Below are 25,205 nucleotides of genomic sequence, written 5' to 3'. Positions count from 1 at the left end.
GGGGAAAAGATGAAATTTGGTAAAATTTTAGGAATATCATTAATTGCTACTTCTTTTATATTTGCTCATACATTTAAATTAGCAAATACAATAAAGGGTGCTGGTCCTATGGTTAAAGAATTTAATGCAGAGTGTCATTATTATGAACAATTTGTAAATTACATTACTCCAGATGAACTTAAAAAATGGATAGATGCAGATAAAGATTTTACAATTGTTGATGTTAGAAGTGTTGATGAAATGAAAGGTGGAGAAATAGATTGGCCTGATTATGATGAATACCCAAGAGGGGATGTTGCTATATATACTGCAATGGGTGCTTTAAAGAAAAAAAATGTATATGTTTTTTTATGTGCAACAGGGCATAGAGCTGTTTTAGCAGGGGGAGAACTTGTTAAATGGTTCCATTTTCCTAAAAAAAATATTTATGTTTTAAGAGGTGGAGTTAATGGATGGTTAAATTCTGGCTATTCTGTTGTTAATAAAGTTACAAATTTTGGTGGATTTGATAAAGGATTAAAAACAGTTAAGAAACCTAAAGAACCTATTATTTTAGATCAATTCTAATTATTTCTTTTAAGAGGTTGTTCAACCTCTTCTTCCTTATATAAAAAATCAACAAATTTATATTTATTCATTGTATATAATAGGCAAAAAATTTTTAAGTTTTTTTTAAGCTTTTAAGTTGTATAATAACATTCAATGTATATTCACTAGGTTTAATGAATGTACAAATAAACTTAAGGAGAACAACATGAAACGCTTAGCAAAAATGTTGGTAGCTGGAGTGCTACTTGCAAGTGTTACAGCAACAATGGCATTTGCCGATTACAACAAAGGGTTTAAATACTATTCAAAATATGTGAAAAGAGCTTCACATGTTAAAGGAACAGCATTTCTTAAAATTGCTGGTATAAAAACACCTCAAGATGTAAAAGCATTATTTAAAGATAATGCAAAAGCTTTAATTGCTACATTAAAAGCAAAAGGTCAAACAAAAGCTGCTGGAGCTATTGAAAAAATAGTTAAAAAGCATAAATTGAATGACTTGGAAGATTTTATGTTAGGAATGGCTAACGGTAGAATTCCAGCTGGTTGATAACGCTTAATAGGGCTTCGGTGAAGCCTCACATTTTTAATTATAAATTTTTAATTACTTCTTTTTATCATAAAATTCCAAATATTTATTATTCATATTTTGTTATAAATATAAAAGGTATAAATGGAAAAATAAAATTGATGATAATTTATCAATAAAAGATTATCAAAATCAATATAAAAAACTTTCTCCCGAAAAAATAAGAAAAATATTAACTTCAATACAAACATATGCAATACCTTCAAAAATATCAGAAGATGCTAAAAAAATATATAAACTAATAGAAGTCCCTTTAAAAACAATAGTTTATAGATTGTAGTGCCTAAATTTCTTAAGTTCTTTTTAAGTTTTTAAGTTGTATAATAGTTTTCAATGTATATTCATTAGGTTTAATGAATATATAAATAAACTTGAGGAGAACAATATGAAACATTTAGCAAAAATGTTGGTAGCTGTAGTGCTACTTGCAAGTGTTACAGCAACAATGGCATTTGCCAGTTACAACAAAGGGTTTACATACTATAAAAAATATGTGAAAAGAGCTTCACATGTTAAAGGAACAAAATTCCTTAAAATTGCTGGTATTAAAACACCTCAAGATGTAAAAGCATTATTTAAAGATAATGCAAAAGGTTTAATTGCTGCATTAAAAGCAAAAGGTCAAGCAAAAGCTGCTGGAGCTATTGAAAAAATAGTTAAAAAGAATAAATTGAATGACTTGGAAGATTTTATGTTAGGAATGGCTAATGGTAGAATTCCATCTGGTTGATAACGCTTGATAGGGCTTCGGTGAAGCCTCACATTTTTTAATCACTTCTTTTTACCATAAAATTTCCAATATTTATTATTCATCTTTTGTTATAAATTATTTCATAATAATCGTTTTTTTTGATAAAATAAGAAAAAAAATACCGGAGGTATTTTACAAAGGAAAAAGATGAATTTGTTTAGAGAAATTCCCAAAGTTGATAAATTAATGGAGTATTCTAATTTAAAAAATTTTCCACAAGATGTTTTAGTATATAGTATTCAAACAGTTCTCCAAAGTTTAAGAGAAAAAATCAAATCAAATCAAATAAAAAAAATTGATGAAACTAAAATAGTAGAAGAAATAGAAAAAAAAGCAAATGAAATGCTTTCACCTTCTATTGTTAATGTAATAAATGCAACAGGTGTTACTATTCATACAAATTTAGGAAGAAGTCTAATTAATGAAGAAATTTTTGATGAAGCGAAAAAGGTAAGTACACATTATTGTAATTTAGAATATAATTTAGAGAAAGGTAAAAGAGGTGATAGATATCATCATAGTGCAAAACATTTAAGCTTTTTATTTAATTGTGAAGATGCTTTGATTGTAAATAATAATGCAGCTGCAGTATTTTTAATCTTAAATACATTTGCAAAAGATAAAGAAGTAATTGTATCAAGAGGTGAATTAGTTGAGATAGGTGGAAGTTTTAGAGTTCCAGAAGTTATGAAAGCAAGTGGTGCAAAATTAATAGAAGTTGGAGCTACAAATAAAACAAAATTAAAAGATTATAGTGAAGCTATCAGTGATAATACTACAATGCTTATGAAAGTTCATAAATCGAACTATACAATTGAAGGTTTTAGTGAAGAAGTTGGTATAGATGATATTATAAAACTTTCACATGAAAAAAAATTATTGGATTATTATGATTTAGGAAGTGCTTATGAACCGAAGCTCCCTTATGGATTGAGCAATAGCGAACCTCCTATAAAAGAAATTATGAAATTATCTCCTTCTCTTGTAAGTTTTAGTGGAGATAAACTCTTTGGTGGAGTTCAAGCTGGAATAATTTTAGGTAAAAAAGACTTAATTAATAAGCTCAAAAAAAATCAAATATTAAGAATGTTTAGGGTGGATAAAATAACTCTTTCTATCATTCAAGCTTCAGCACTTGCTTATATTAAAAAAGAGTACAATAAAATAGTAACTCTCAAAAGTATATTTACTTCTTTAGATGAATTAAAAGATAAAGCTCAAAAACTTTTAGATTTAACACCATCTTTGAAAGCTACAATAAGAGAATCTAAAACATATGTAGGTGGTGGAACGATGCCAAATAAAACTATTCCTACAATAGTTATAGAAATAGAAGGAAATGTAACAAGTTGGGAAAGAAAATTTAGAGAAAAATTAGTAATTGGAAGAATAGAAAATAATAAATTTATTTTAGATATGAGAACAATTCAAGATGATGAAATAGAAAAACTTGTAAATATAATTAATGAATTAATTAGTTGTAAGGTGCAATAATGAAAAAAATGAGAAATATTATTATAGGAACTGCTGGACATGTAGATCATGGAAAAACATCATTGATAGAAGCAATGACTGGCTATAATGGGGATAATTTAAAAGAAGAAAGAGAAAGAGGAATCACAATAGATCTTAGCTTCACAAATATGAAAAAAGATGATATTAATGTAGCCTTTATTGATGTACCAGGTCATGAAAAGTTAGTAAAAAATATGATTAGTGGTGCTTTTGGATTTGATGCTACTCTTTTTGCTATTGATGTAAATGAAGGTTGTATGCCGCAAACAATAGAACATTTAGAAGTTCTTAATATTTTGAAAGTAAAGAATATAATTATAGCTTTGACAAAAATAGATTTAGCAGATGAAGAAATTATTGAAAAAAGAAAAAAAGAACTTAAGAATTTGATAGCAAAATATAAAAATTTAAAATTACTTGATATTATTTCGACTTCTATCAAAATGCCTCAGACTATTGAAAATTTAAAAGATTATCTATTTAATTTACCTCCAAGAAATATAACCCATTCTAAATTTTTTAGATATTATATTGATAGAGTGTTTTCATTAAAAGGAATAGGAACTGTAGTAACAGGAACAGTTTTAAGCGGAAAAATTAAATTAAAAGATAAATTATATATTAATGAAACAGCAACTATTACTACTGTTAAAAATTTACAGGTTCATGAAAAAAATGTTACAGAAGCTCATACACATCAAAGATTGGCAATAAATTTAAATATTTCTCATAAAGAATTGCAAAAAGGATATCTTCTTAGTACAAAAGGTTATTTAAGAGGATTCAAATTAATTGATGTATATATTTCACCAGTTGAAGGTAAAGAAATAAAACATAATATGGAAGTTTTATTTATTAGTGGAGCAAAAAGAATTCCTGCAAAAATTTTAATGTTTGACCAAAATGTAAAAGATGGTTTTGCAACAATAAAACTTCAAGAAAAAGGGTTTTTTGTTTATGAAGATCCTTTTATTGTGTTGCATAATGGAAGAGTTGTTGGAGGAGGTGAAATTTTAAATCCAATAAGTGATCCTATTAAAAAAAATAAAAAATTTCAATTATTAAAAGCATTAAAAGAGAGAGATTTTCAAAAAGCATTTTCTATTTTAGTAGAAAATCATAAAAAAGGATTTGGTTTACTTCAAAGTTATCAAAGATTCAATATTTCTCCTGATGAAGCACTTGGAATAGCTAAAATATTAAAAAATGTATTTATTGATGAAGAGAATTATAATGTTTTTTCTTTGGATGTCAAAAAAGAGATTGAAAATGTTACAAAAGAAACATATGAAAAAAATAGATTTGCTTTTCTTTCACCTGCTTCACTTAAACTTAGATTAAAATGGGCTAGTGAAAAACTTATAGAAACGGTGCTAAATGAATTTGTTGAAAATGGATTTTTGGTAAAAGAAGAAAATATATATAAAAGAAAAGATTTAGGTGAAGTTAATATTGAAAAATCAGTTGAAAATAGACTTTATTCTCTTTTAGATAATTCAGGTTTAACACCAGATGCTCCTTATAATATTTATGAAAAATTAAATATTGATAGAAAAGTGGGAGATAATGTTATGAAAAGTCTTACAAGTTCAAAAAAAATAATTAGACTTGCTCACAATCTTTTTGTAACAGATAAAAATATAAATTATGCAATTAAACAAATGAAAGAAATAATAGAAAAAAATGGATTTATAGATATTAAAACATTTAAAGAAGAAATACCAATGAGTAGAAAGTATATTGTAGCTTTTCTTGATTATTTAGACAATATGAAAGATATTGTTAAAATTGACAACAAAAGATGTTTTAAAAAATAACCCTCTTATTTTACAATTAGAGGGAATTCTTTAAATTCTTTGACTGTAGCAATAACTTTCGCATTTATTCCTTTGTCATGCATTTTATTTAATAAATTTTGTGCTTTTTCGTTAGAAACACTAATTAATAATCCACCGCTTGTTTGAGCATCAAAAAGAATCATTTGTTCATCAAGATTTAATTTTTTTTCAAATTTAACCTTGTTTTCTAAAAACAGTTGATTATTGTAACTTCCAGCAGGAATAATTCCCATTGCTGCTTGATTAATCGCTTCTTTTAGAAAAGGTACTTTTTCAAATTCAATCTCTATACTAAATTTATTTGCACTCATTTCATATAAATGTCCTAAAAGTCCGAAACCTGTAACATCAGTCATTGCATTTACACCAATTTCTCTTGCGATTAAGCTTGATTCATAATTAAGTGTACTTAAAATTTTTGCAATCTCAAGAGTAAGTTCCAAAGGAATCAAATCTGCTTTAATAGCTGTAGTTAAGATACCCATACCAAGAGGCTTTGTGAGGATTATAACATCATCTTTTTTAATTGTATTATTTCTAATAATATCTTTTGAATTCATAATTCCCGTAACACTTAATCCATACAACATTTCAGGCGTTTCAATTGTATGTCCTCCTGCTAAAACACCTCCACATTCTTTGATTTTAGTTTCCCCACCTTTTAAAATTTCATTTAAAGTTTCACTGTCATGATGACAGTTGTCAAATCCTACTAAATTTAGAGCAGTTTTAACATCTCCACCCATAGCAAACACATCGCTCAAAGAATTAGCTGCAGCAATTTGTCCATAAAGAAAAGGGTCATCAACAACAGGAGTAATAAAATCAATAGTTTGAACTAAAGCTAAATCATCATTTAATCGATAAATAGAAGCATCTTCATTACCTTCAAATCCAACAATTAAATTCTTATGTTTTCCTTCTAATCCACAAGTAGTTTTTGTAAGCTCTCCCGGAGCCAATTTACCTGCTCAACCAGCCGCTTTTACAAATTTTGTTAATTTTTTATTTATATATTTCATTTTATATCCTTATTTCATTATCACAAACTCTTTTAATTTGTGAATTATCGTGTGTAACTAAAATTATTGTTTTATTTTTTTTTAATTCTTTCATCATTTCTTCTATTTTGAAAGTTGCTTTTTCATCCAAAGAAGATGTTGGTTCATCAAACAGTATTATATCAGGTTTTAGTACTAAAACTCTCGCAATAGCGAGTCTTTGTTTCTGTCCTAAAGAGAGATATTTAGCATTTTCATTTAATCTATCTTTTACTTCATCCCACAAATATACACTTTTTAATGCATCTATTGCTATTTGTTTATCTTTTATGCCAAATAACTTTAATCCAAATTCTACATTTTTTTCTATGCTCATTGGAAGTGGAGTTGGAGATTGAAAAATATATCCTATTTTTTTTCTTAAATAAACAGGATTTAAATCGTATATATTTAATTCTTGATTACCTAGAACTGCTTTAATAGTACCATTTTTAAAAAATCCATTATCTTCTACTTCATGAAGTCTATTGATAGCTTTTAGTATAGTAGATTTTCCTTTTCCTGATTCTCCTGAAATAGCGGTTATTTCATTCTTTTTGAAAATTCCATTAAAATTTTTAACAATTATTTTTTTATTATATCCACAACTAAAATTTTCTATCTTAACCACAATTTTCCTTTTGAAATTATTTTGTCACTTTTTCCTATCAAAAACATAAAGATTGTTGAAATCGCCATTAAAAATAGTATAGCTACAAATATTGTATTTAATTGACTATTATCTGAATAATTAGCAGATGTGTAGTATATATAAAAAGGAAGCGCTTCAAATGGTGAAAATATACTATCTACATTTCCATAACTTGCGACAACACCAGTCAGCATAATAACAGCAGTATCTTCTGCAGATCTTGTAATTGCTAAAAAGATACCTTTGATTATATGATTTTTAGCAAAAGGTAGTAGAATTTTTAGGATGACTTTTTCCTTAGTCGCGCCTAATGAATAAGCTATATTTATATATTCTTTTGGCACTTCTGCCATACCTAATTGTGTTGCTTTTACGATATATGGAAGTATCAAAAATGCCAAAGACAAAGATGCTAAAAACAATGAAGCTCTGAAATTTTCAAAAAAATTATGTAATATTAGCAAAATAGTAAAACCAAAAAGTCCAATAATTATAGATGGAGTTGAAGCCAAAATTTCAAATGAAATATCAAGAATTTTTTTAAATTTACCTTTTGCATATGAGTTTATGTAGATGCCTGTTGCAATACCAAGAGGTGTGGCAAATGTTACTGATAATAATATAAGTAAAATTGTTCCTTGAATTGGTGCCCATAATTCGTTTGAAACCAAATTAAAATTGAAATTTTTCAATCCTTTGTATATTAGATATATAAAAATTGTAGAAAACAGTGTTGTTATAATTAAAAAAATTCCTCTTGTAAAGATAAAAAATAATTTTTTATTTAGCATAAGAATTCCTTAAAAAATGAATTAAAAACAATATACAAATAGATATTGAAAATAGGATTAATCCGCTTGCAAAAATAGATTTAAACTCCATAGATTCAAAATCTCCTCCAAAAAGTAATGCAATATGAGATGTTAATGTTCTAGCACTATCATTAAGTGAATGAGGAATCATTATACTATTTCCAGAAATCATCAATGCAATCATTGTATCACCTATAGCCCTTGAAAAACCCATAATAAAACCTATGCTTAAACTTTTAAAAGTATAAGGTAATAAAATTTTCATTTGATAATCTATTGTGTCGCCACCCAAAGAATTTACAATTGTTTTATAACTTTTTGGTACATTTTTAAATGTATCAATAAAAAATAAAACCATAGTAGGAGTAATTACCAAAGAAAGAACCAATGAAGCACTTAATATATTCATTCCACTACCACCTGAAAAATTTCTTATAAATGGCACAAAAAATATCAATCCCAAAAATCCATAAACTACAGTAGGAATTGACGAAAGAAGATTAAAAAAACGAGCGAGTATATTTTGTATTTTTGTATTTTTCAAAGATTCTATATTTAAAGCGATGCTAATAGAGTAGAAAAAAGCCAAAATAGCAGCTGGTACTGCAATAGATAAACTTCCTATAATCATAGGAGCTAATCCATAAGAAATATCTGGATTCCAGTTGGAGGTTATTATATGAAATAAACCTCCAGTTTTTAATAATGGTAATGAAAAATAACCTAAAAATAGAAATATAAAAACAACTATTAAACTACTAATAATTGTTAATATAAATAATGTTTTTTTCATTTTACTGGAATAAATCCTTTTTTCGCTACTATATCATTTTGTACATGGCTTGTGTATAAATAATCAATAAAAGCTTTAGCAAGACCTTTGGCTTTTCCTTTTGTTATAGAATAAAGACCTCTTACAAATGTATATTTCCCACTTTTTATATTTTTTCTAGTAGGTGCAATATTATTTATTGCAACACCTTTTATGTTTTTATCTATGAAACCTGCTGACATAAAACCTATAGCATTAGGGTCATTTTGAACTGCTCTTTTCATTGCCCCATTTGATCTAACAAAAAGCGCTTTTTTTGTAATATCTCCTTTATTTAAAATCTTTTTCCAAAATACTTTTCTTGTTCCACTAGCTTTATCTCTAGTATAAACATCTATTTTTGCATCCTTTCCTCCGACTTTTTTCCAATTAGTTATTTTACCTGCAAATATTGCTTGAACTTTTTCTTTTGTTAAATTTTTAATAGGGTTATTGTTGTTCACAACAACAGCAATTCCATCAGTAGCCCATTTGTAAAGAACAAGATTATATTTGTTTATCTCTTTTTCACTTGCTTTTCTTCCTGCATTTCCGATGTCAACTAATCCTTCTCCTATTTTTTTGATACCAACTCCACTACCACCACCAGCTATTGCTATTTTAATGTTAGGGTTTATTGTTGTTATCTCTTTTGCTACCGCTTTCATAATAGGAATATGTGCAGTTCCTCCTGCAATTCTTAATGTTCCATTATAGTTTTTGAAGTTATCTAGATTAGATTGTGCAAATAAACACATTATGCTTAAACATAAAAATATTAGTTTTTTCATTTCATTTCCTTTGTTTTTATTTTTGATTAAAAAGTTATTACTTTATCCGTTTCTTCTACCCAAGTTGCCAAATCTTTCATTGTTGATTTAATTTCAGGTGCAAAATATGGCTCATTTTTGAATATTCCACATCTTGCTTGGCAAGTTCCACAAACTTTAAGTTTAATACCGTTTTTGTACATTTCTTTAATCATTGTAACTAAATCGTTATCATAATTTTCTGGTTTTTTATTGCAATCTCTTGCCATATCTACAGAATCATTCATTAAGAATATTCTAACATCGTTTCCTTTTTCAAATAAAACTTTTGCAAGTCTAAGTCCATTCCAAGCTACATCACTTCCATCATATGGTTCGTGATTAAAAATAAATAAAATTTTCATTTTCTCTCCTTATAAACTTATAGTTGTTTTATGTAATAAAAAGTCCATTGTATCGTATGCATTTCCTATTTCTCCGACTTTAAGCTCTTCAGGTGGAATTTTGTAAAAATTCATACAAACACCGCATGAATAAATTTTAACGCCTCTTTTTTCAAATTCTTTCAAAATTTCTATCATTTTTTCATTTTCTGTTGTTAAAAATACAGCTTTATTTACACAAACTATAATTTCAGGCAGTTTTTTAAATTCTAAAGTAGTTTTCAAAAAACCTTCCATTAAAATATGCCCAAGCTCACCTTCACCAACTTTATTATCTTTGATAAATAATACTTTGTCCAAAAATTTATCATCATCATCTTTTTTTGGAGCAATTGAGCATTCGTAACCTTTTACTATTCTAATTATTGTTTCTCCATTGTCCAGTTTTTCTTCTTCTGCTACGAGTCCTTGATTTTCAGCAAATCTTTTAACATTTTGAACGGATGCAATTCCATTCACCAAAACTTCCAAAATTCCTTCATCCATTTCTTCCAATGCTTTTTTTGTATCAAGTACTGGTTTTGGACATGCCGAATTTCTACAATCTATTTTTTTATTCATTTACTTCTCCTTTTGTAATTTCTAGTCCAGTCAAAGCAGCTCCAAAGGCTCCCATCATTTGTGGATACTCGGGAACAAATACTTCTTTTCCTAATTTTTGGGATATTAAATCTTTTAATAATGTATTTAATGCACCACCACCCGTAAAGACAATTTTATCTTCAGGTTTTATACTTTTTGCCATTCCTACAAGTCTGGAGGCTATTGAATCTATGATTCCGTAGCCGATATTTTCGGGTTTTTCTTTTTTTGCTATAAGTGAAATAACTTCTGATTCGGCAAAAACAGCACACATAGAGGAAATTTGAATCTTTTTATCAGCTTTTTTACAAAAATCTCCAAATTTTTCTATAGGTACTTGTAATTTTGATGCAGCTATTTCAATAAATTTACCCGTTCCAGCTGCACATTTATCATTCATTTTGAAATTATTAAAATTTCCGCCTTCGGTTATTTTTATTACTTTACTGTCTTGTCCGCCCAAATCTAAAACTGTTTTAACATCATTAAAAAAATAATAAGCTCCTTTTGCATGAGCTTTTATTTCACTAATTACTGGTACATCAAATATTTCTTGAACCATATATCTACCATAACCTGTGGCAATTAATGTTTCGATAGGTTTATCTTTTAAATATTTTTTTACTTGTTCGTCTGGATTTATAACAGTATCCAATACTTTTATATCAATGATATTTTTATTTTCGTCTAGGCCAACAATTTTTGTATAGGTTGAACCTATATCAACACCATAATACATTAAAAACCTTTAAATTTTACATTATTTTTGAAAGACATACTTTCTATAAATGCTTCAACTCTTGTTTTGATTTGTCCCATATCTTCCATAGAATAATCAGATTCTATTTTAAGCACTGGAATATTTTGGGCTTGAAGTCTATCTATTACTTTTTTTGATTCTACATTATAAGTATGACAAAATGAAAGTGAATAATATATTATTCCATCAGCTTTTCTATCTTTATACATTTTTATAATTTTGTCTATTCTTCCTTCATTAGGTGTAAAACAAGCACAGTCTATTTTCATATATCTTTCAAGCATATTTTCCATTAAATCATCAATATTTTCTGCACCTTTGGTTTCAATATTGTCTTTATAATATCTGTTTCCAATACATGCTTCTTCATTAATAATAGCTCCTCCTGTAGTTTCTACTATATGATGAAGTTTCCAGTTTGGAAGTGCCATAGGAGTTCCTAGTACCATAATTCTTGGTGTATCTTTTGAAATGACTGAAATATTATTTTTAATTCTTTCTTCAAGTTCGTCACATAATTCATTTACTTTTTGTGTAAATCTCTCAGGATCATCATAAAAAGAAATTTGATTGACTAATAATCCGTCTTTTCCGCTGATTGGAACAATATCAGGATACATTCCTCTTAGTTCATCAAGCCTTAGCATAGCTTTTCTTTTGTTATTTACAATTTCAATTCCTATTTTTAATTCTTCAAAAGTTAGTTCTTTTCCTGTTACAGATTCAATATGTTTTTTAAAATCATACATTTCGCTTTTCCAAAGAACTTTTTCTTTTGTTCTTTTCATTTGAGGAATGTGCATTACATGAGTGGGATGCAGGTCATCTAAAATCTCCCATGTTTTTTTCTTTGCTTCACAACTTGTTTCTCCATAAATAAAATCTGATGCTTGTGTGTAAGGGCATGTTCTTTGAACTTTAAATCCATATCCGGATTTAATCAAAGGACAAATATTCCTTGGTAAATCCCTTTCAGCATCAGGAATTGAAAACTCAGCGCCTCCACAAAGTCCATAACATACACCTTTGGCACCTATTACTATTTCTTCTGGAATAAAGATACAAAAAGTTCCAACTAACGGTTTTCCTTCTTTTTTCTTTTCTAGAATTTCTTCTATTCTTTTCCCATGAACTTCACTTATAACATAATCAAAATATTCCATTGCTTTGGGTCTATTTTCTTGTTTTAAGTAAAATTCTGGGTATATTTCGCCCAGTATAGCTAAGAGTTCATTGTGTTTTTCTATATCCATATCTAGACTTTTATACATTTGAGTGTAATCTTTTGACATACTTATCCTTTTGATTTTGATTTAATTTTAGGATAAGCCTTATCCTTTATATAATAATATTTGGGTTTGCTAAATACATCATGGAGCTTTAGTAGAAGCTATATCATGTGTTTTCCTAGCCTAGGAAATAACAGCTGAAGTAATTATATTTCTATTTTCCTTAAAGTGAGCTTAAAGAATAATATTTTTTATATGAATATTAGTTTAAATAATCTTCAAGTTTTTTAATGTCAAGTATAATATATTTACATTTATCACTTTTTTTTAAAATTTTTTCTTTAATTAATTGATTTAAAAATTTTGAAGTAGTTTGTCTTTGTGAACCTATAAAAGTTGCTAAATTTTTTATATTTCCAGATATATTTATTTCAATACCTTCTTTATGTTCTTTACCATCTGTTTTTGCAACTCTAAGAAGAAATGAAACCATTCTTTTTTTACAATCTTCAAACACAAGACCTCTTATAATATCTTTTTCTATCATCATAATATTTCTAAAAGAATTAAGAACTGCATTGCAAAAAAAAGGGTTGTTAAAAACAGTTGGATATTTTTTAGAATCAAGTGATAATACAGTAGTATCAGTCAAAAATTCTATTATTGAATCAGGATGCATTATATATATATTATTTTTAGTTAAATAATACAATATAAATTCTCTACCTTCGTATAAAAAAGAGACCTTAGCTTCACCTGATTTAAAAATAAGAAGTTTTGTTGCATCATCTGCATAAAATATTTCACCTTTTTTAAACTGCATAGGTGTAAATTTTTCTAAATCTTCTTCTTTAATAATTTTTTTGATATTAAAACTATCAATTTTAATTCTGCAAGATTTCATTTATTTCCTTATTTTTTATGTATAATTATAACAAAATATTAATATTATATATATAATACATAATATGAGAAATGTATTTTACTTTTAATTATATATTTTAATGTCTTATATATGACATAATTATTAATTAAAAAGGTATATCATTTGAAGTAAATAAATTTCAAAAAGGAGATACAATGACAAAAGTACAAACCACATGTCCTTATTGTGGAACTGGTTGTAGTATAGATTTGCTTGTCGATAATGGAAAAGTCGTTAAAGCAGAAGGTACAAAAAATCATCATGTTAATGACGGTGAATTATGCTTAAAAGGTATGTTTGGATGGGAATATATACATTCTCCAAAAAGACTGACAAAACCTCTTATTAGAAAAAAAGAAGGTAAATATTCAAGAGAAGGGCGTTTGGAAGAATCTACATGGGAAGAAGCATACGCTCTTGTTGCTTCAAAATTAAAAAAAACAGTTGAAGAATATTCAAGTGAAAGCATTGTTGGTTTTTCATCTGCTAGATGTACAAACGAGGAAAACTATGTTTTTCAAAAATTTATAAGAGCGTTGGGTACAAATAATGTAGATCACTGCGCACGTTTTTGACATGGTCCTACAGTAGCCGGTCTGGCTAAAACACTTGGGAGTGGAACTACAACAAACGATTTAGCAGAATCTGCAACAGATACAGATGTGTTTTTATTGATAGGAACAAATACTAGTGAATGTCATCCTATAATAGCTATGCAAATTGTTAGAGGACTTGAAAGAGGAGCAAAACTTATTGTAATAGATATTAAAAAAACGGATATGGCAAAAAAAGCAGATATTTTTCTTCAAATACCTATTGGATATAATATTAGATTAATTAATGCAATGCTTAATTATATTATCCAAAACGATTTATACGATAAAGATTTCGTAGAAAATTATGCGGAAGGATTTGAATGGTTAAAAGAAACAGTTAAAGATTTTACATTTGATAAAGTAGAAAAAGATACAGGTATTTCAAAAGAGCTTTTGATTAAAGCTACTGAAATGTATGCAAAAGGTAACCCTTCTTCACTTCTTTATACAATGGGGATTACTCAGTTTACAGATGGAACATGTAATGTAATGAGTACATCAAATTTAGCTATTCTAACAGGAAATTTAGGTAAAAAAGGTGGAGGTGTTAACCCTCTAAGAGGTCAAAACAATGTTCAAGGTGCAGGAGATATGGGTGCTACTCCAATGGGTTTGCCAAGTGGAAAAGTTGTTGATCCTGAAGCTCGTAAAAAAGCAGAAGAAATTTGGGACTTTAAAGTAAATCCTAATCCTGGACTACTTCTTTCTAAAGTACCTCATGCAATTGATGAGGGAAAAGTAAAATTTTTATATATTTTTGGAGAAAATCCTGTAATGAGCGACCCATGGACAGAACACTTTGTTCATGCTATGAAAAAAACAGATTTTATAGTTGTTCAAGATATATTCCTTACAGAAACAGCCCAAAGAGCAGATGTTGTATTGCCTAGTGCATGTTGGGGTGAAAAAGATGGAACATTTCTTAATACATCAAGAAGAGTTCAATTAGTAAGAAAAGCAGTCAATCCACCTGCTGATTTAAAACCTGATTGGAAAGTACTCTGTAATGTAGCTAATAAAATAGGGCTAAAAGGATTTAATTTCAATACGGCTGAAGAAATTTGGAATGAAGTTAGAAAATTAAATCCTTTCAAATTTAAAGGAATTAATTATGAAAGAGTGGCTAAATTAAATGGAATAAGTTGGCCTTGTCCTGATGAAAATCATCCGGGAACACCTTGTTTATATGAAGATAACAAATCTTTCTTACCTAATGGAAAATTCAGATTAGCTCCTATTGGTTACACACTTGATAAAAACGAACGCTTTATACTGGAAAATAAAATAAGAAAAGAACTAAATATTCCTGAAGATTATCCTATGGGAGTAGGGTGTATGAGTGAAGAGCCTACTGAAGAATATCCTTGTATGTTTACAACAGGTAGAAAAGTTTATCATTATCATACAGGAACAATGACAAGAAAATGTAAATCTCTTGAAATGGGAGCAGATATTATGGGTCCTGTTATTGAAGTTAGCGAAGATATAGCAAGAGAAAGAGATTTGGAAGATGGATGCTATGCTGTGCTTTGGAATAAAAGAGGAAAAATTGCTGCAAAATTAATGATAAACAAAGATTTGAGACATGGAACTATATTTACAACATTTCATTATGCGGAAGCTGACGGAAATGAACTTACTAATCCTGAAGATCCAGATCCACTATCAGGTATGCCTCCACTTAAAATGTCAATAGCAAATATTAAAAAAATTTCTGAAGAGGAATATTTAGAAATAAGAAAAGAAACACTTAGCGAAATAGAACCTGAAATTATTGAAAGAAGGGGTTAAAATGCAATCAACAAAAAAAAATAAATTTGTAATATGCAATCCTAAAGTATGTATAGGATGTGCTACTTGTATGTCAGCTTGTTATCAATCAGCATATGAAAGGGGAAAACTTGCTACCCCTAGACTTATAGTTACAAGAACAACAAATGGTGTAATGCCAAACCAATGCAGACAGTGTGATGATGCACCATGTGCAAAAGTTTGTCCTGTGGGAGCATTAACATTTGGTGATGATAGTATAGAATTACATGAAGAAATTTGTATTGGTTGTAAATTATGTACTATCGCTTGTCCTTTTGGGGCAATTAGAGCATCAGCGGAAACAATGCCTTCGGTTGATTATTCTGTGGAACCAGAAGCAATGCTTACATTGGAATCTGTTATAGGACTAAAAACAATTGCCGTTAAATGTGATTTGTGTAAAGGAAGAGAAGGAGGACCTGCTTGTGTTGAAGTATGTCCTACTGGCGCATTAATATTTTTTGAACCAAATACACAAGAACAAATGGTATTAAACAAAGCAGAAAAATCTGCAAATAAGTTTGTTGAAATATTACAACAAAATAAAGGATAAAAAATGGGAGTGGTATATTCACTTTATATAATAGCTGCTGTTACTTCTTTATTTTTATATAAAGAAAATAAAATAGCAGTAAAAATAGGCTTTGGTCTAACAGCTTTGGCTTCGGCTTATGCTGTTTTTTATTTTTTAATTCATCTAACATCAACACAATCTTTGTCTCTTGGGAATTACTTTATTTTTAATCCCCATTTTGTGTTAGATCCATTAAGAAATTTTTTCTCATTAGTAATTTCTTTTGTAGGATTAGCAGCTTCAATTTATTCAATGGATTATGCTGAAGAATATTCAAAAGCAGGTAGTCTTGGAGTAATGGCATTTTTTTTCAGTTCATTTATCCTCGCAATGCTTTTAGTTATTTCTGCAGCAAATGTCTTTTGGTTTATGATTTTTTGGGAGTTAATGACATGGATTTCATACTTTTTGATATGTTTTAATGATTCCAAAGAATCTCTAAAAGCTACCATTACTTATATGGGAATCGCCCATTTTGGTGGTATAATGATATTAATATCTTTATTGCTATTATCTTATCAAGCAGGTTCTTTAGAATTTAGTCATTTTCATGATTTATCTCTTTCACCTACAATGTCGGCTATTATATTTTTATTTGCTTTTTTTGGTTTTGGGTCAAAAGCAGGTATGTTTCCACTTCATGTATGGTTGCCTTTGGCTCACCCAGCGGCGCCATCTAATGTATCTGCTCTTATGAGTGGTGTTATGATTAAAGTAGCAATTTTTGGAATGATTCAAACTTGTTTATGGTTGCCTTTAACATCATGGATGGGAATTACAATATTAATTATAGGTGCACTTTCAGCACTACTTGGTGTATTGTATGCCTTAATGCAACATGATTATAAAGCACTATTAGCTTATCATTCAGTTGAAAATATTGGAATTATTCTTTTAGGTTTAGGAACAGGTGTTTACGGTATAGCTATACATTCTCCTACTCTTGGGGCAATTGGATTCTTAGCATGTTTATATCATGTACTAAATCATGCAACATTTAAAGGATTACTTTTCTTAGGTGCTGGAAGTGTATTATATACTACACATACTAAGAATATGGAAGTTTTAGGAGGACTTGCGAAAAAAATGCCTCTAACAGCTTTTGCATTTTTAATAGGTTCTATGGCAATATCAGCACTTCCTCCTCTAAATGGATTTGTTAGTGAATGGTTAACTTATCAAGCTATGCTTCAAGCTGCGCTTGGTGAAGGAATTTTATATAGATTTGCTTTTACTTTATCAATCGTTGCTTTGGCACTCACAGGTGCACTTGCAGTTTTTTGTTTTGTAAAAGTATATAGTGTTATTTTCGGTGGAGTACCTAGAAACAAACAAATTTATGAAAAAGCAAAAGAAGTTCCTCTTTCAATGCTTACTGGTATGTATTTATTGGTTATAGCATGTTTTGCTTTTGGTCTTGGAGCAACAAAGGTAGTCGGTTATTTGATGAATATTGTTTCTTCATTTGCAGGAAGTTATCAAGCAACAGCACACGGAGATTTAATCTCACCTTTTGGTTCAATGGTTTCAACACCATTTATAGCCATTATGTTAATATCTTTCTTGGCACTACCATTTATTTTTGTAGTTATATATATTAATAATTCAAAAACAAAAACAAATCTTAGAGAGACTGAACCTTGGGCTTGTGGATTCAAATATTCTCCAAGAATGCAAATGACAGCGGCACCGTTTACTGGAAGTTTAAGAAGATTAACAGATTGGTTATATAAATCAAATACAAAAGTTGAAGATCAAGGATATTTTAAACCTGTAAAATTTTCTTATCATGCTAGAGATATATGGTGGGATTTATTTTATACGCCATTTATCAAAATTACAACCTATACATCAGAAAAAATAAAATATTTGCAAAATGGAAATACAAATATTTATATTTTATATATTTTATTGGCGTTATTTATTTTCGTCGGTATAGCATATCTGCTATAAAAGGAGAGAAATATGAGTAGTATATTTTGGATGATAATTCAAGTTATCGCAATAATAGCAGTTACGCCTTTTTTTGATGGAATTGCAAGAATTGCTAGGGCAAGAATGCAATCAAGAAGAGGTCCTAATGTTTTTCAAACATATAGAGATATTTTAAAATTATTTAAAAGAGGAGGAAAAACTGTTCCTAAATGTTCTCATTGGATTTTTAGATATGCACCTTTTATGCTTTTTGCAATAAATGCGGCAATTTTAGCAGCACTTCCGATTGTTTATAGCAATAATATATATGCAGGAGCATATTCAGATATATTTGTAATCATTTATTTAGGTGCTCTTGCAAGATTTATTTTTGGTGTTGCTTCTATGGATAGTGGTAGCCCATTCGCTGCAGTTGGTGGTAGTAGAGAACAAATGTTGGCTGTTTTTGTAGAACCAGTAGCAATTATATGCTTAATTGTTGTAATGCTACTTGCTAAAACATCAAATTTGGTTGTTATTGAACATCTTGTAAGAGAAGGGTCAATAGGATATCAAATCCCAGCGTTTGCTGTTGCATCAATAGCATTTCTTTGGGCAAGTTATGTTGAAACAGGAAGAAATCCTTATGATTTGGCCGAAGCAGAACAAGAGGTTATTGAAGGAGTTGGATCTGAATATTCAGGAAGCGATTTAGCAATACTTGATTTATCTTTAATGACAAAACAAATTGCAATGATTGGATTGTTTTTATCTATATTTGAACCTTGGAATTTTTCAAATCCTATTTTAGCTTTATGTGTTTTTATTGCTGAAACTGGAATCTTTTATGTGGGTGCAACATTTATAGATAATTTAGGACCTCGTTACAAATTATTAAAAGGTTTCAAAAAAAATGCCTCTTTTGCCTTTGTAGTTGCCTTTGTCGCATTAATATTTTATGTAGTAGGAGTTTAAAATGAATATTATAAATATTTTAGCAATTTTAATGATAATTGCTTCATTTTCAGTGTTTTCCCTTAGAAATCTTAAATTTGCCACATATGCATATATAATAGAAACTTTGCTTTTAGTAACTATTTTCTTTACATTAGCAGAAAAATATCATGTAAATTCCCTTTACGGATGGGCTGTTATTGCTTTTTTCACAAAAGTTTTAATTGTTCCTTACATAATTTTAAGGCTTATTAATAAACTTGGTGTCAAATATGAGGAAACTCCTGTAGAAGGATTTTTTGTAAGTCCTGTTATTGCCCTTGGTTTTTCTTTGGCTATTGCAATGATACTTTTTCCTGTTTTAAAAAGTTTTGCTTTACTTAAAGAAGATATACCTTTAATTGCATCTTTAACTATTTATTCGTTAGGAATATTTGGACTTATTTTAAGAAAAAATGCGATTAAACAAATTTTATCACTATGTCTTTTTGAAAATGGGACACATTTAACGCTTGCAATTGTTGCTTATAATTCTCCTGAAATTGTTGATATAGGAATTTTAACGGATTCTATTTTTGCAGTAATTATCATGTCAATTTTAGCAACAAGATTTTATAAATTTTTTGGTTCTTTAGATATTTCTAAAGCAAATACTTTAAAAGGATAAGTTATGAGTATGCATTTATTATTGGCTCTTGTAATGATAGTTCCGCTAGCAACGGCTATTATTATATATTTTTTACCAAACAACTTTTCCACACTTTCGATTTTTCATGTAATAGGTTCATGTGCCACATCAATAATAGCTTTTTATGCTATTTCAAATGTTATTCATGGAAATATATATTTTCTTTGGGACAAACTTTTTTTCTTAGATTCTGTAGGAGGAGTATTTTTGACACTTATTGCTCTGACAGGACTTTTGATTAATCTTTATGCCGTAAAGTATATGCAATGGGATTTGGAAGAAGGGAAAATAAAGATAAAAGACGTTAAATTATATTATTCTTTAATGAATTTATTTATATTTACAATGATTACATCAGTTGTTTCAAACAATATTGTAGTAATGTGGGCTGCTATTGAAGCAACCACTCTTTCATCTGTATTTATGGTAGCACTTTACAAAAACAAAAGAGCTACTGAAAGCGGATGGAAATATATAATTATTTGTAGTGTTGGTTTGGCTTTTGCACTTTATGGAACTGTTTTAATGTATGGTGTAGGATATCATGTATTAAAAGATGGTGATAGTGCAATGCTTTGGACATCTTTATATGCAAATGCAACACTTTTAGACCCAAATGCATTAAAAATAATTTTTGTTTTTGCTTTAATAGGATTTGGAACAAAAGCTGGTCTTGCACCAATGCATACATGGCTTCCTGATGTTCACTCAGAAGGGCCATCTCCTACTTCAGCTATTCTAAGTGCAGTTTTATTAAAATGTGCAATATTGGCTATTATCAGATATTATTCTGTTGTAGGTGATAATGTAGGTTTTACATATGTTCAAACACTTGTACTTGTTGTTTCATTGTTTACAATATTTGTTTCGGCGATGTTTATTATACGTCAAAAAGATATAAAAAGAATGTTTGCCTATCACTCAGTAGAGCATATAGGTATAATTGCTTTTGGATTTGGAATCGGTGGACCTCTAGGTGTTTTTGCAGGATTATTTCATGCAATGGCCCATTCTCTTTCAAAAGCATTGGCCTTTTGTGTAAGTGGAAATATTATGAAAATTTATGGAACAAGAGATATGGATAAAATGGGTGGACTTATAAAAATAAATCCTTTAACTGCAGTACTTTTTGCAATTGCTATATTTTCATTAATAGGAGCACCTTTGCTGGCAATTTATGTAAGTGAATTCTTAATGATTAAAGCAAGTATTTTCTCTTCTCAATATTTACCGTTATTTTTATTTATCGTTGGACTTGGAATTATTGTTATCGGAGTTTTAGCCCATTTTAATCATGTTGTATTTGGGAAACCAAGAGGAGAAGTCGAAACACAAACGCTTGGATTAAGCGCACATTTGCCTTTGATTATTTTAGGGGCATTAATAATTGCTTTTGGAGTTTTCTATATTAAAGACTGGTATTTATTGCTTGATAATGCAGTAAAAATTATTTTACATATTTAAGGAGAAGTTATGGTCGGAGATAAATTTATAAACAGATTAAAACAAAAAATAAAAATTAAAGATATTATGAGAAACCCTGAAGATCAAATTGTAGTTACAATTGACAGGAATGATTTACCAGAAGCCGTGAGAATGCTTTATTATGATATGGGTGGATGGCTTTCAAGTATGGTTCCAACCGATGAAAGGGAAATAAACGGATGTTATGGAGTTTATTTTATTTTATCAATGGAAGGAAGTAAAATAACTCCTGAGGATGAATTAGAACAAAAAGATAAATGTTGGATTACTGTAAGATCATATCTTCCTTCTACTAATCCTGTTTATCCTTCAGTTACAAAAAAAGTTCCAGCAGCTGTATGGTATGAAAGAGAGGCCTATGATATGTTTGGAATTGTGGCAGAAGGTTTACCGGATCCTAGAAGACTTGTATTACCTGATGATTGGCCTGAGGGAATACATCCTCTTAGAAAAGATGCCATGGATTACAGATATAGACCTGATGCCATGTCTCCTGAAGATGAGCCTGATTATGAATTTCTAATGCCAGAAGGTGAAGGTGTTGTTGATGTTCCTATGGGGCCTTTACATATTACAAGTGATGAACCAGGTCATTTTAGACTTTTTTGTGATGGTGAAACAATTATAGATGCAGATTATAGATTGTTTTATCAACACAGAGGTATGGAAAAACTTGCCGAAAACAGAATGAGTTATGATCAAATGGGATTTTTGGCCGAAAGAGTTTGTGGTATTTGTGGATATGCCCATTCAATTGCCTGTATTGAAGCGTCCGAAAGAGCTGTAAATCTTCAAGTACCCCTTAGAGCGCAAGCATTAAGAGTTATGAGCTTAGAAATTGAAAGATTGCATTCAGATTTATTAAATATTGGTCTTGCATGTGAAGTTACTGGTAATGTAACAGCTTTTATGCATGTATTTAGTGTTCGTGAATATACAATGCAACTTGCAGAACTTGTTACAGGTGGTAGAAAAACTTACGGAAATGTAATGGTTGGTGGTGTAAGACGGGATATGACAGCAAAAGAAAGTAAAAAGGCACTTGAACTTGTAGAAAAAATTGAACATTTTACAAAAGAAGTTTGGGATGCAATTATTGAAGATGATGCTCAGATTGCAAGATGGAAAGGTGTCGGGATTTTGGATAGAAAAATAGCAAGGGATTTTTCACCTGTAGGACCGAATATGAGAGGAAGTGGATTTAAAAGAGACACTAGATACGATCATCCATATGATATATTTGACAAATTGGAATTTGATGTGGCGGTAGAAAATGGATGCGATGTTCTTGCAAGAGAAACCGTAAGATATAGAGAAGTATTAGAATCACTTAAAATTATAAGACAGTGTATTGAATTTATGCCGAACACTTCTATATTTATCAAACCACAGGATGATATTATTAAACCAGGTGCTTTTGCATTAGGAAATGATGAAGCGCCAAGAGGAGAAAATATTCACTGGATAATGCATGGAAATGCTCAAAAAGTATTTAGATGGAGATGTAGAGCAGCTACATATAGTAATTGGCCTTCACTCAGATACCAATTTCAAGGAAATGATATTTCTGATGCAGCTTTAATCGTTACATCATTAGACCCATGTTATTCGTGTACTGAAAGAGTTACAATCATTGATGTAAAAACTAAAAAAGCAAAAATATTAACTCAAAAAGAGTTAAAAAAATATGCTCAAACTCTTAATAATTCTCCATTAAAAAAATAGGAGTCCAAAATGAAACTTTTAGACATATCAAAAGAAATTGGAATAATAACATATGATTATCCGTTTAAACCATATGAAGTTCCTGAAGGTTTTCGTGGAAAACCTGAATATGATTATGAAAAATGTATAGGTTGTGCAGCTTGTGCAATAGCATGCCCTCCTAATGCTTTAAATGTAAAATATGACAAAGAAAACGATAAATTAATTTGGTCTTTTGACTGTGGAAGATGTATTTTTTGTGGAAGATGTGAAGAAGTGTGTCCTACTGGAGCAATACCTCTTTCACCTTTATATGAAATGGCAGTAAGATTTGATTATAAAAATCTAAAAGAAGAAAGTGAACTAGAAGTTGTAAAATGTAAAATTTGTGGCAAACCTTTTACAACAAAAAGACTTATCAATTATGCCATAGAAAGATTAGAAGCTACGGGAGCTGTAATTAACGAAGAAAAATTAAATTATTTATACACCTGTCCTGAATGCAAAAAAACAAATGCCGTTGAAAAGTTTGCGACACAATCTCACTTTGGAGGTGAAAAATGAGTAAAAAACCTACAGTAATATTGCCAAATGAAATATTTGAAGCAAACAAATTAGATGATAAAATAAAACATTTACAAAATATAAAAAGAAGTTTTAATGTATTTAGAATTGACTGTGGTTCTTGTAACGGTTGTGAAATAGAAATTTTTGCAGCTATTACACCTATGTGGGATCCTGAAAGGTTTGGATTTAATTTGGTGGCAAGTCCAAGACATGCAGATATATTGCTTTGTACAGGCCCTCTTACAAGACAGACATATTATCCACTTTTAAGGGCTTACGAAGCTACTCCTGATCCCAAAGTTGTAGTTGCTATAGGAGCATGTGGATGTAGTGGAGGTATTTTCCATGATTCTTATGCTGTGTGGGGAGGTATTCCAAGTACGATACCTGTTGATGTATTTGTGCCGGGTTGCCCTCCTCATCCTGCAAGTATTATTTATGGATTGGCAGTTGGAGTTGATATATTGCAACAACATTTACAATATAAAAAACATACTGATGATACAGGAGAAGCGCCTGAAGTTGAAAAATCTCTTTTGGATAATATTCTTTTTGAACGTGATGTTTTTATGGATTCTAAAAGACTTATGGGATATTTGTATGGTAAAAAACTTTATAATAAATTTCTTGATATTATGAAAAAATCAAAAAATCCTAAAAATCCAGAAATGACACAAAATACTTTTATAAAAAACATAAAAAATGAAGAAGATTCAAGATATAGAGAATGTATGGTTACTTTATTTAACGAAAGTTATCTTCCTTTTTTAAAAAAACATTTTTATTTAGATACTGATAAATTTAAAATTTCTTTGAAAGAAATCAAATGATAGAGGTAAATAGATTAACCCAAAGGCATGTCGATAAACCCAAAGATTTACCAAGAGAATTGGAACAGATTAAAATATTTTCCACTCTTACAGGTCACGGAATTGGAACAATCGATTTTGTTGAATGTGTTTTAAAAATAAGTAATGAAGAATTTCAAAAAATTTTAGATAATTCGGATGATTATGCCAAATTTAAACTTGGAAATCTTTTGAAATACAAAGAAATAGAAATTTTTCCAGAACACATAGAAAAATTAAAAGATACTATGGCTGAAAGTAAATTGAAAAATCTTTTTTTATCTTTAAAAGAGGGATATTTTGTATTAAGAGAAAAAAAATGAAAAAAGCCATTTTAGTTATAGGTAATGAATTAAGAGGGGATGATGGTATTGCTTTATATCTTGGTAAGATGATTGAAAAAAACTTGCCTAAATGGAAAGTTTTTTTCGGCAATGATACTCCCGAAGATGAAATTTATAAAATCAGAGACTTTTCCCCAGATTTATTGGTTATGGCTGATTCAGTTATAGGGCTTGATTCTAAAAGTGAATTTTTGGAAATTAAGCCATCCTCCGATTATCTTTTTACTACTCACAACATTCCTACACATATTCTTATAAAATTATTAAAACCTTTTGCTAAACAAACTCTTTTTATGGGAATAAATGTAAAAAAAGAAAATTTGACTGGAATTAATCTTGAAATATCTAATACAGCAAAAGAAAATGCAAAACATGCTTTTTTGCAAATTAAAAATCTAAATAATCTATTTAATTAGTTAAAAATTTATCAAATGTCTTTTATAAGACATTTAT

General features: G+C 29.1%; 26 protein-coding genes. 16 read left to right on the top strand and 10 right to left on the bottom strand.

Annotation, left to right across the window (positions count from 1 at the left end; all coding sequences use genetic code 11):
* Positions 1–9 precede the first annotated feature (9 nt).
* The 5 genes from ACZ5OA_RS07535 to selB all read left to right on the top strand — a co-directional run bounded on the left by ACZ5OA_RS07535 (position 10) and on the right by selB (position 5,221).
* The gene (locus ACZ5OA_RS07535; protein WP_464907254.1) at positions 10–567 is read left to right on the top strand and encodes a rhodanese-like domain-containing protein; all 558 of its coding nucleotides are present in this window, start codon (positions 10–12) and stop codon (positions 565–567) included.
* A gap of 187 nt (positions 568–754) precedes the next feature.
* Entirely contained in the window at positions 755–1,099 is a 345-nt protein-coding gene (locus ACZ5OA_RS07530; RefSeq protein ID WP_464907253.1) for a hypothetical protein, read from the top strand.
* A gap of 424 nt (positions 1,100–1,523) precedes the next feature.
* Entirely contained in the window at positions 1,524–1,868 is a 345-nt protein-coding gene (locus tag ACZ5OA_RS07525; protein ID WP_464907252.1) for a hypothetical protein, read from the top strand.
* A 168-nt stretch (positions 1,869–2,036) separates the two neighbouring features.
* The gene (gene selA, locus ACZ5OA_RS07520; protein ID WP_464907251.1) at positions 2,037–3,383 is read left to right on the top strand and encodes an L-seryl-tRNA(Sec) selenium transferase; all 1,347 of its coding nucleotides are present in this window, start codon (positions 2,037–2,039) and stop codon (positions 3,381–3,383) included.
* Positions 3,383–5,221, top strand: coding sequence for a selenocysteine-specific translation elongation factor (selB, locus tag ACZ5OA_RS07515; protein ID WP_464907250.1), 1,839 nt, complete (start codon positions 3,383–3,385; stop codon positions 5,219–5,221). Before selA ends, selB begins: the two co-directional genes overlap by 1 nt.
* 5 nt (positions 5,222–5,226) lie before the next feature.
* Here selB and selD read toward each other — a convergent pair whose 3' ends face one another.
* The 10 genes from selD to ACZ5OA_RS07465 form a co-directional block, all read right to left on the bottom strand.
* Positions 5,227–6,264: a selenide, water dikinase SelD gene (gene selD / locus ACZ5OA_RS07510; RefSeq protein WP_464907249.1), complete on the bottom strand. Its 1,038-nt coding sequence runs from the start codon at positions 6,262–6,264 to the stop codon at positions 5,227–5,229.
* 1 nt (position 6,265) lies between these two features.
* Positions 6,266–6,913 carry a phosphate ABC transporter ATP-binding protein gene (locus tag ACZ5OA_RS07505; RefSeq protein ID WP_464907248.1) on the bottom strand — a complete coding sequence of 216 codons (648 nt, stop codon included), beginning with the start codon at positions 6,911–6,913 and terminating at the stop codon, positions 6,266–6,268.
* Positions 6,901–7,725, bottom strand: a complete 825-nt coding sequence (locus tag ACZ5OA_RS07500) for a PstA family ABC transporter permease (protein ID WP_464907247.1) — start codon at positions 7,723–7,725, stop codon at positions 6,901–6,903. Before ACZ5OA_RS07500 ends, ACZ5OA_RS07505 begins: the two co-directional genes overlap by 13 nt.
* The gene (locus tag ACZ5OA_RS07495; RefSeq protein ID WP_464907246.1) at positions 7,715–8,539 is read right to left on the bottom strand and encodes a PstC family ABC transporter permease; all 825 of its coding nucleotides are present in this window, start codon (positions 8,537–8,539) and stop codon (positions 7,715–7,717) included. The genes ACZ5OA_RS07500 and ACZ5OA_RS07495 overlap by 11 nt, the downstream gene beginning before the upstream one ends.
* Complete coding sequence (locus ACZ5OA_RS07490; RefSeq protein ID WP_464907245.1) at positions 8,536–9,348, bottom strand: phosphate ABC transporter substrate-binding protein; 813 nt, start codon at positions 9,346–9,348, stop codon at positions 8,536–8,538. Before ACZ5OA_RS07490 ends, ACZ5OA_RS07495 begins: the two co-directional genes overlap by 4 nt.
* A 26-nt stretch (positions 9,349–9,374) precedes the next feature.
* Positions 9,375–9,731 carry a DsrE/DsrF/TusD sulfur relay family protein gene (locus tag ACZ5OA_RS07485; protein WP_464907244.1) on the bottom strand — a complete coding sequence of 119 codons (357 nt, stop codon included), beginning with the start codon at positions 9,729–9,731 and terminating at the stop codon, positions 9,375–9,377.
* 9 nt (positions 9,732–9,740) lie between these two features.
* The gene (gene yedF, locus ACZ5OA_RS07480) at positions 9,741–10,331 is read right to left on the bottom strand and encodes a sulfurtransferase-like selenium metabolism protein YedF (RefSeq protein ID WP_464907243.1); all 591 of its coding nucleotides are present in this window, start codon (positions 10,329–10,331) and stop codon (positions 9,741–9,743) included.
* Positions 10,324–11,091: an acyl-CoA dehydratase activase gene (locus ACZ5OA_RS07475; protein ID WP_464907242.1), complete on the bottom strand. Its 768-nt coding sequence runs from the start codon at positions 11,089–11,091 to the stop codon at positions 10,324–10,326. Before ACZ5OA_RS07475 ends, yedF begins: the two co-directional genes overlap by 8 nt.
* The gene (locus tag ACZ5OA_RS07470; RefSeq protein ID WP_464907241.1) at positions 11,091–12,404 is read right to left on the bottom strand and encodes a double-cubane-cluster-containing anaerobic reductase; all 1,314 of its coding nucleotides are present in this window, start codon (positions 12,402–12,404) and stop codon (positions 11,091–11,093) included. The genes ACZ5OA_RS07475 and ACZ5OA_RS07470 overlap by 1 nt, the downstream gene beginning before the upstream one ends.
* Positions 12,405–12,603: 199 nt before the next feature.
* A complete protein-coding gene (locus tag ACZ5OA_RS07465) occupies positions 12,604–13,245 on the bottom strand; it encodes a Crp/Fnr family transcriptional regulator (RefSeq protein ID WP_464907240.1) in 642 nt (213 codons plus the stop codon).
* Between the two features lie 176 nt (positions 13,246–13,421).
* On the opposite strand from ACZ5OA_RS07465, the gene fdhF reads away from it, so the two are divergent.
* The 11 genes from fdhF to ACZ5OA_RS07410 are packed head-to-tail and all read left to right on the top strand — an operon-like array spanning position 13,422 to position 25,168.
* Positions 13,422–15,653 (top strand): formate dehydrogenase subunit alpha, encoded by a 2,232-nt coding sequence (gene fdhF, locus ACZ5OA_RS07460; protein ID WP_464907239.1) that lies wholly within the window; start codon positions 13,422–13,424, stop codon positions 15,651–15,653.
* Position 15,654: 1 nt separating this feature from the next.
* Positions 15,655–16,227, top strand: coding sequence for a 4Fe-4S dicluster domain-containing protein (locus tag ACZ5OA_RS07455; RefSeq protein WP_464907238.1), 573 nt, complete (start codon positions 15,655–15,657; stop codon positions 16,225–16,227).
* A gap of 3 nt (positions 16,228–16,230) precedes the next feature.
* Entirely contained in the window at positions 16,231–18,201 is a 1,971-nt protein-coding gene (locus ACZ5OA_RS07450) for a proton-conducting transporter transmembrane domain-containing protein (RefSeq protein ID WP_464907237.1), read from the top strand.
* 12 nt (positions 18,202–18,213) lie between these two features.
* Positions 18,214–19,137 carry a respiratory chain complex I subunit 1 family protein gene (locus tag ACZ5OA_RS07445; protein ID WP_464907236.1) on the top strand — a complete coding sequence of 308 codons (924 nt, stop codon included), beginning with the start codon at positions 18,214–18,216 and terminating at the stop codon, positions 19,135–19,137.
* 1 nt (position 19,138) lies between these two features.
* Complete coding sequence (gene hyfE / locus ACZ5OA_RS07440) at positions 19,139–19,783, top strand: hydrogenase 4 membrane subunit (RefSeq protein WP_464907235.1); 645 nt, start codon at positions 19,139–19,141, stop codon at positions 19,781–19,783.
* A 3-nt stretch (positions 19,784–19,786) separates the two neighbouring features.
* A complete protein-coding gene (locus ACZ5OA_RS07435; protein WP_464907234.1) occupies positions 19,787–21,268 on the top strand; it encodes a hydrogenase 4 subunit F in 1,482 nt (493 codons plus the stop codon).
* Between the two features lie 9 nt (positions 21,269–21,277).
* The gene (locus tag ACZ5OA_RS07430) at positions 21,278–23,014 is read left to right on the top strand and encodes an NADH-quinone oxidoreductase subunit D-related protein (protein WP_464907233.1); all 1,737 of its coding nucleotides are present in this window, start codon (positions 21,278–21,280) and stop codon (positions 23,012–23,014) included.
* A gap of 9 nt (positions 23,015–23,023) precedes the next feature.
* Positions 23,024–23,557 carry a formate hydrogenlyase complex iron-sulfur subunit gene (locus ACZ5OA_RS07425; RefSeq protein ID WP_464907232.1) on the top strand — a complete coding sequence of 178 codons (534 nt, stop codon included), beginning with the start codon at positions 23,024–23,026 and terminating at the stop codon, positions 23,555–23,557.
* Entirely contained in the window at positions 23,554–24,390 is an 837-nt protein-coding gene (gene nuoB, locus ACZ5OA_RS07420; protein ID WP_464907231.1) for an NADH-quinone oxidoreductase subunit NuoB, read from the top strand. The genes ACZ5OA_RS07425 and nuoB overlap by 4 nt, the downstream gene beginning before the upstream one ends.
* A complete protein-coding gene (locus tag ACZ5OA_RS07415; protein WP_464907230.1) occupies positions 24,387–24,731 on the top strand; it encodes a formate hydrogenlyase maturation HycH family protein in 345 nt (114 codons plus the stop codon). The genes nuoB and ACZ5OA_RS07415 overlap by 4 nt, the downstream gene beginning before the upstream one ends.
* Positions 24,728–25,168, top strand: coding sequence for a hydrogenase maturation protease (locus ACZ5OA_RS07410; RefSeq protein ID WP_464907228.1), 441 nt, complete (start codon positions 24,728–24,730; stop codon positions 25,166–25,168). The genes ACZ5OA_RS07415 and ACZ5OA_RS07410 overlap by 4 nt, the downstream gene beginning before the upstream one ends.
* Positions 25,169–25,205 lie beyond the last annotated feature (37 nt).

The sequence above is a fragment of the Thioreductor micantisoli genome, assembly GCF_055392745.1.
This window is presented reverse-complemented; position numbering and strand designations above follow the sequence as displayed.

What these genes read in the sequence shown, in the direction of transcription:
- ACZ5OA_RS07425 (WP_464907232.1), top strand. Translation starts at nt 23,024, where the DNA reads ATGAAACTTTTAGACATATCAAAAGAAATTGGAATAATAACATATGAT.
- ACZ5OA_RS07490 (WP_464907245.1), bottom strand. Translation starts at nt 9,348, where the DNA reads ATGAAAAAACTAATATTTTTATGTTTAAGCATAATGTGTTTATTTGCA.
- ACZ5OA_RS07455 (WP_464907238.1), top strand. Translation starts at nt 15,655, where the DNA reads ATGCAATCAACAAAAAAAAATAAATTTGTAATATGCAATCCTAAAGTA.
- ACZ5OA_RS07435 (WP_464907234.1), top strand. Translation starts at nt 19,787, where the DNA reads ATGAGTATGCATTTATTATTGGCTCTTGTAATGATAGTTCCGCTAGCA.
- ACZ5OA_RS07485 (WP_464907244.1), bottom strand. Translation starts at nt 9,731, where the DNA reads ATGAAAATTTTATTTATTTTTAATCACGAACCATATGATGGAAGTGAT.
- nuoB (WP_464907231.1), top strand. Translation starts at nt 23,554, where the DNA reads ATGAGTAAAAAACCTACAGTAATATTGCCAAATGAAATATTTGAAGCA.
- ACZ5OA_RS07470 (WP_464907241.1), bottom strand. Translation starts at nt 12,404, where the DNA reads ATGTCAAAAGATTACACTCAAATGTATAAAAGTCTAGATATGGATATA.
- ACZ5OA_RS07525 (WP_464907252.1), top strand. Translation starts at nt 1,524, where the DNA reads ATGAAACATTTAGCAAAAATGTTGGTAGCTGTAGTGCTACTTGCAAGT.
- ACZ5OA_RS07500 (WP_464907247.1), bottom strand. Translation starts at nt 7,725, where the DNA reads ATGCTAAATAAAAAATTATTTTTTATCTTTACAAGAGGAATTTTTTTA.
- ACZ5OA_RS07475 (WP_464907242.1), bottom strand. Translation starts at nt 11,091, where the DNA reads ATGTATTATGGTGTTGATATAGGTTCAACCTATACAAAAATTGTTGGC.
- hyfE (WP_464907235.1), top strand. Translation starts at nt 19,139, where the DNA reads ATGAATATTATAAATATTTTAGCAATTTTAATGATAATTGCTTCATTT.
- ACZ5OA_RS07465 (WP_464907240.1), bottom strand. Translation starts at nt 13,245, where the DNA reads ATGAAATCTTGCAGAATTAAAATTGATAGTTTTAATATCAAAAAAATT.
- ACZ5OA_RS07495 (WP_464907246.1), bottom strand. Translation starts at nt 8,539, where the DNA reads ATGAAAAAAACATTATTTATATTAACAATTATTAGTAGTTTAATAGTT.
- ACZ5OA_RS07530 (WP_464907253.1), top strand. Translation starts at nt 755, where the DNA reads ATGAAACGCTTAGCAAAAATGTTGGTAGCTGGAGTGCTACTTGCAAGT.
- ACZ5OA_RS07450 (WP_464907237.1), top strand. Translation starts at nt 16,231, where the DNA reads ATGGGAGTGGTATATTCACTTTATATAATAGCTGCTGTTACTTCTTTA.
- ACZ5OA_RS07430 (WP_464907233.1), top strand. Translation starts at nt 21,278, where the DNA reads ATGGTCGGAGATAAATTTATAAACAGATTAAAACAAAAAATAAAAATT.
- ACZ5OA_RS07415 (WP_464907230.1), top strand. Translation starts at nt 24,387, where the DNA reads ATGATAGAGGTAAATAGATTAACCCAAAGGCATGTCGATAAACCCAAA.
- selB (WP_464907250.1), top strand. Translation starts at nt 3,383, where the DNA reads ATGAAAAAAATGAGAAATATTATTATAGGAACTGCTGGACATGTAGAT.
- selA (WP_464907251.1), top strand. Translation starts at nt 2,037, where the DNA reads ATGAATTTGTTTAGAGAAATTCCCAAAGTTGATAAATTAATGGAGTAT.
- ACZ5OA_RS07445 (WP_464907236.1), top strand. Translation starts at nt 18,214, where the DNA reads ATGAGTAGTATATTTTGGATGATAATTCAAGTTATCGCAATAATAGCA.
- ACZ5OA_RS07535 (WP_464907254.1), top strand. Translation starts at nt 10, where the DNA reads ATGAAATTTGGTAAAATTTTAGGAATATCATTAATTGCTACTTCTTTT.
- ACZ5OA_RS07410 (WP_464907228.1), top strand. Translation starts at nt 24,728, where the DNA reads ATGAAAAAAGCCATTTTAGTTATAGGTAATGAATTAAGAGGGGATGAT.
- yedF (WP_464907243.1), bottom strand. Translation starts at nt 10,331, where the DNA reads ATGAATAAAAAAATAGATTGTAGAAATTCGGCATGTCCAAAACCAGTA.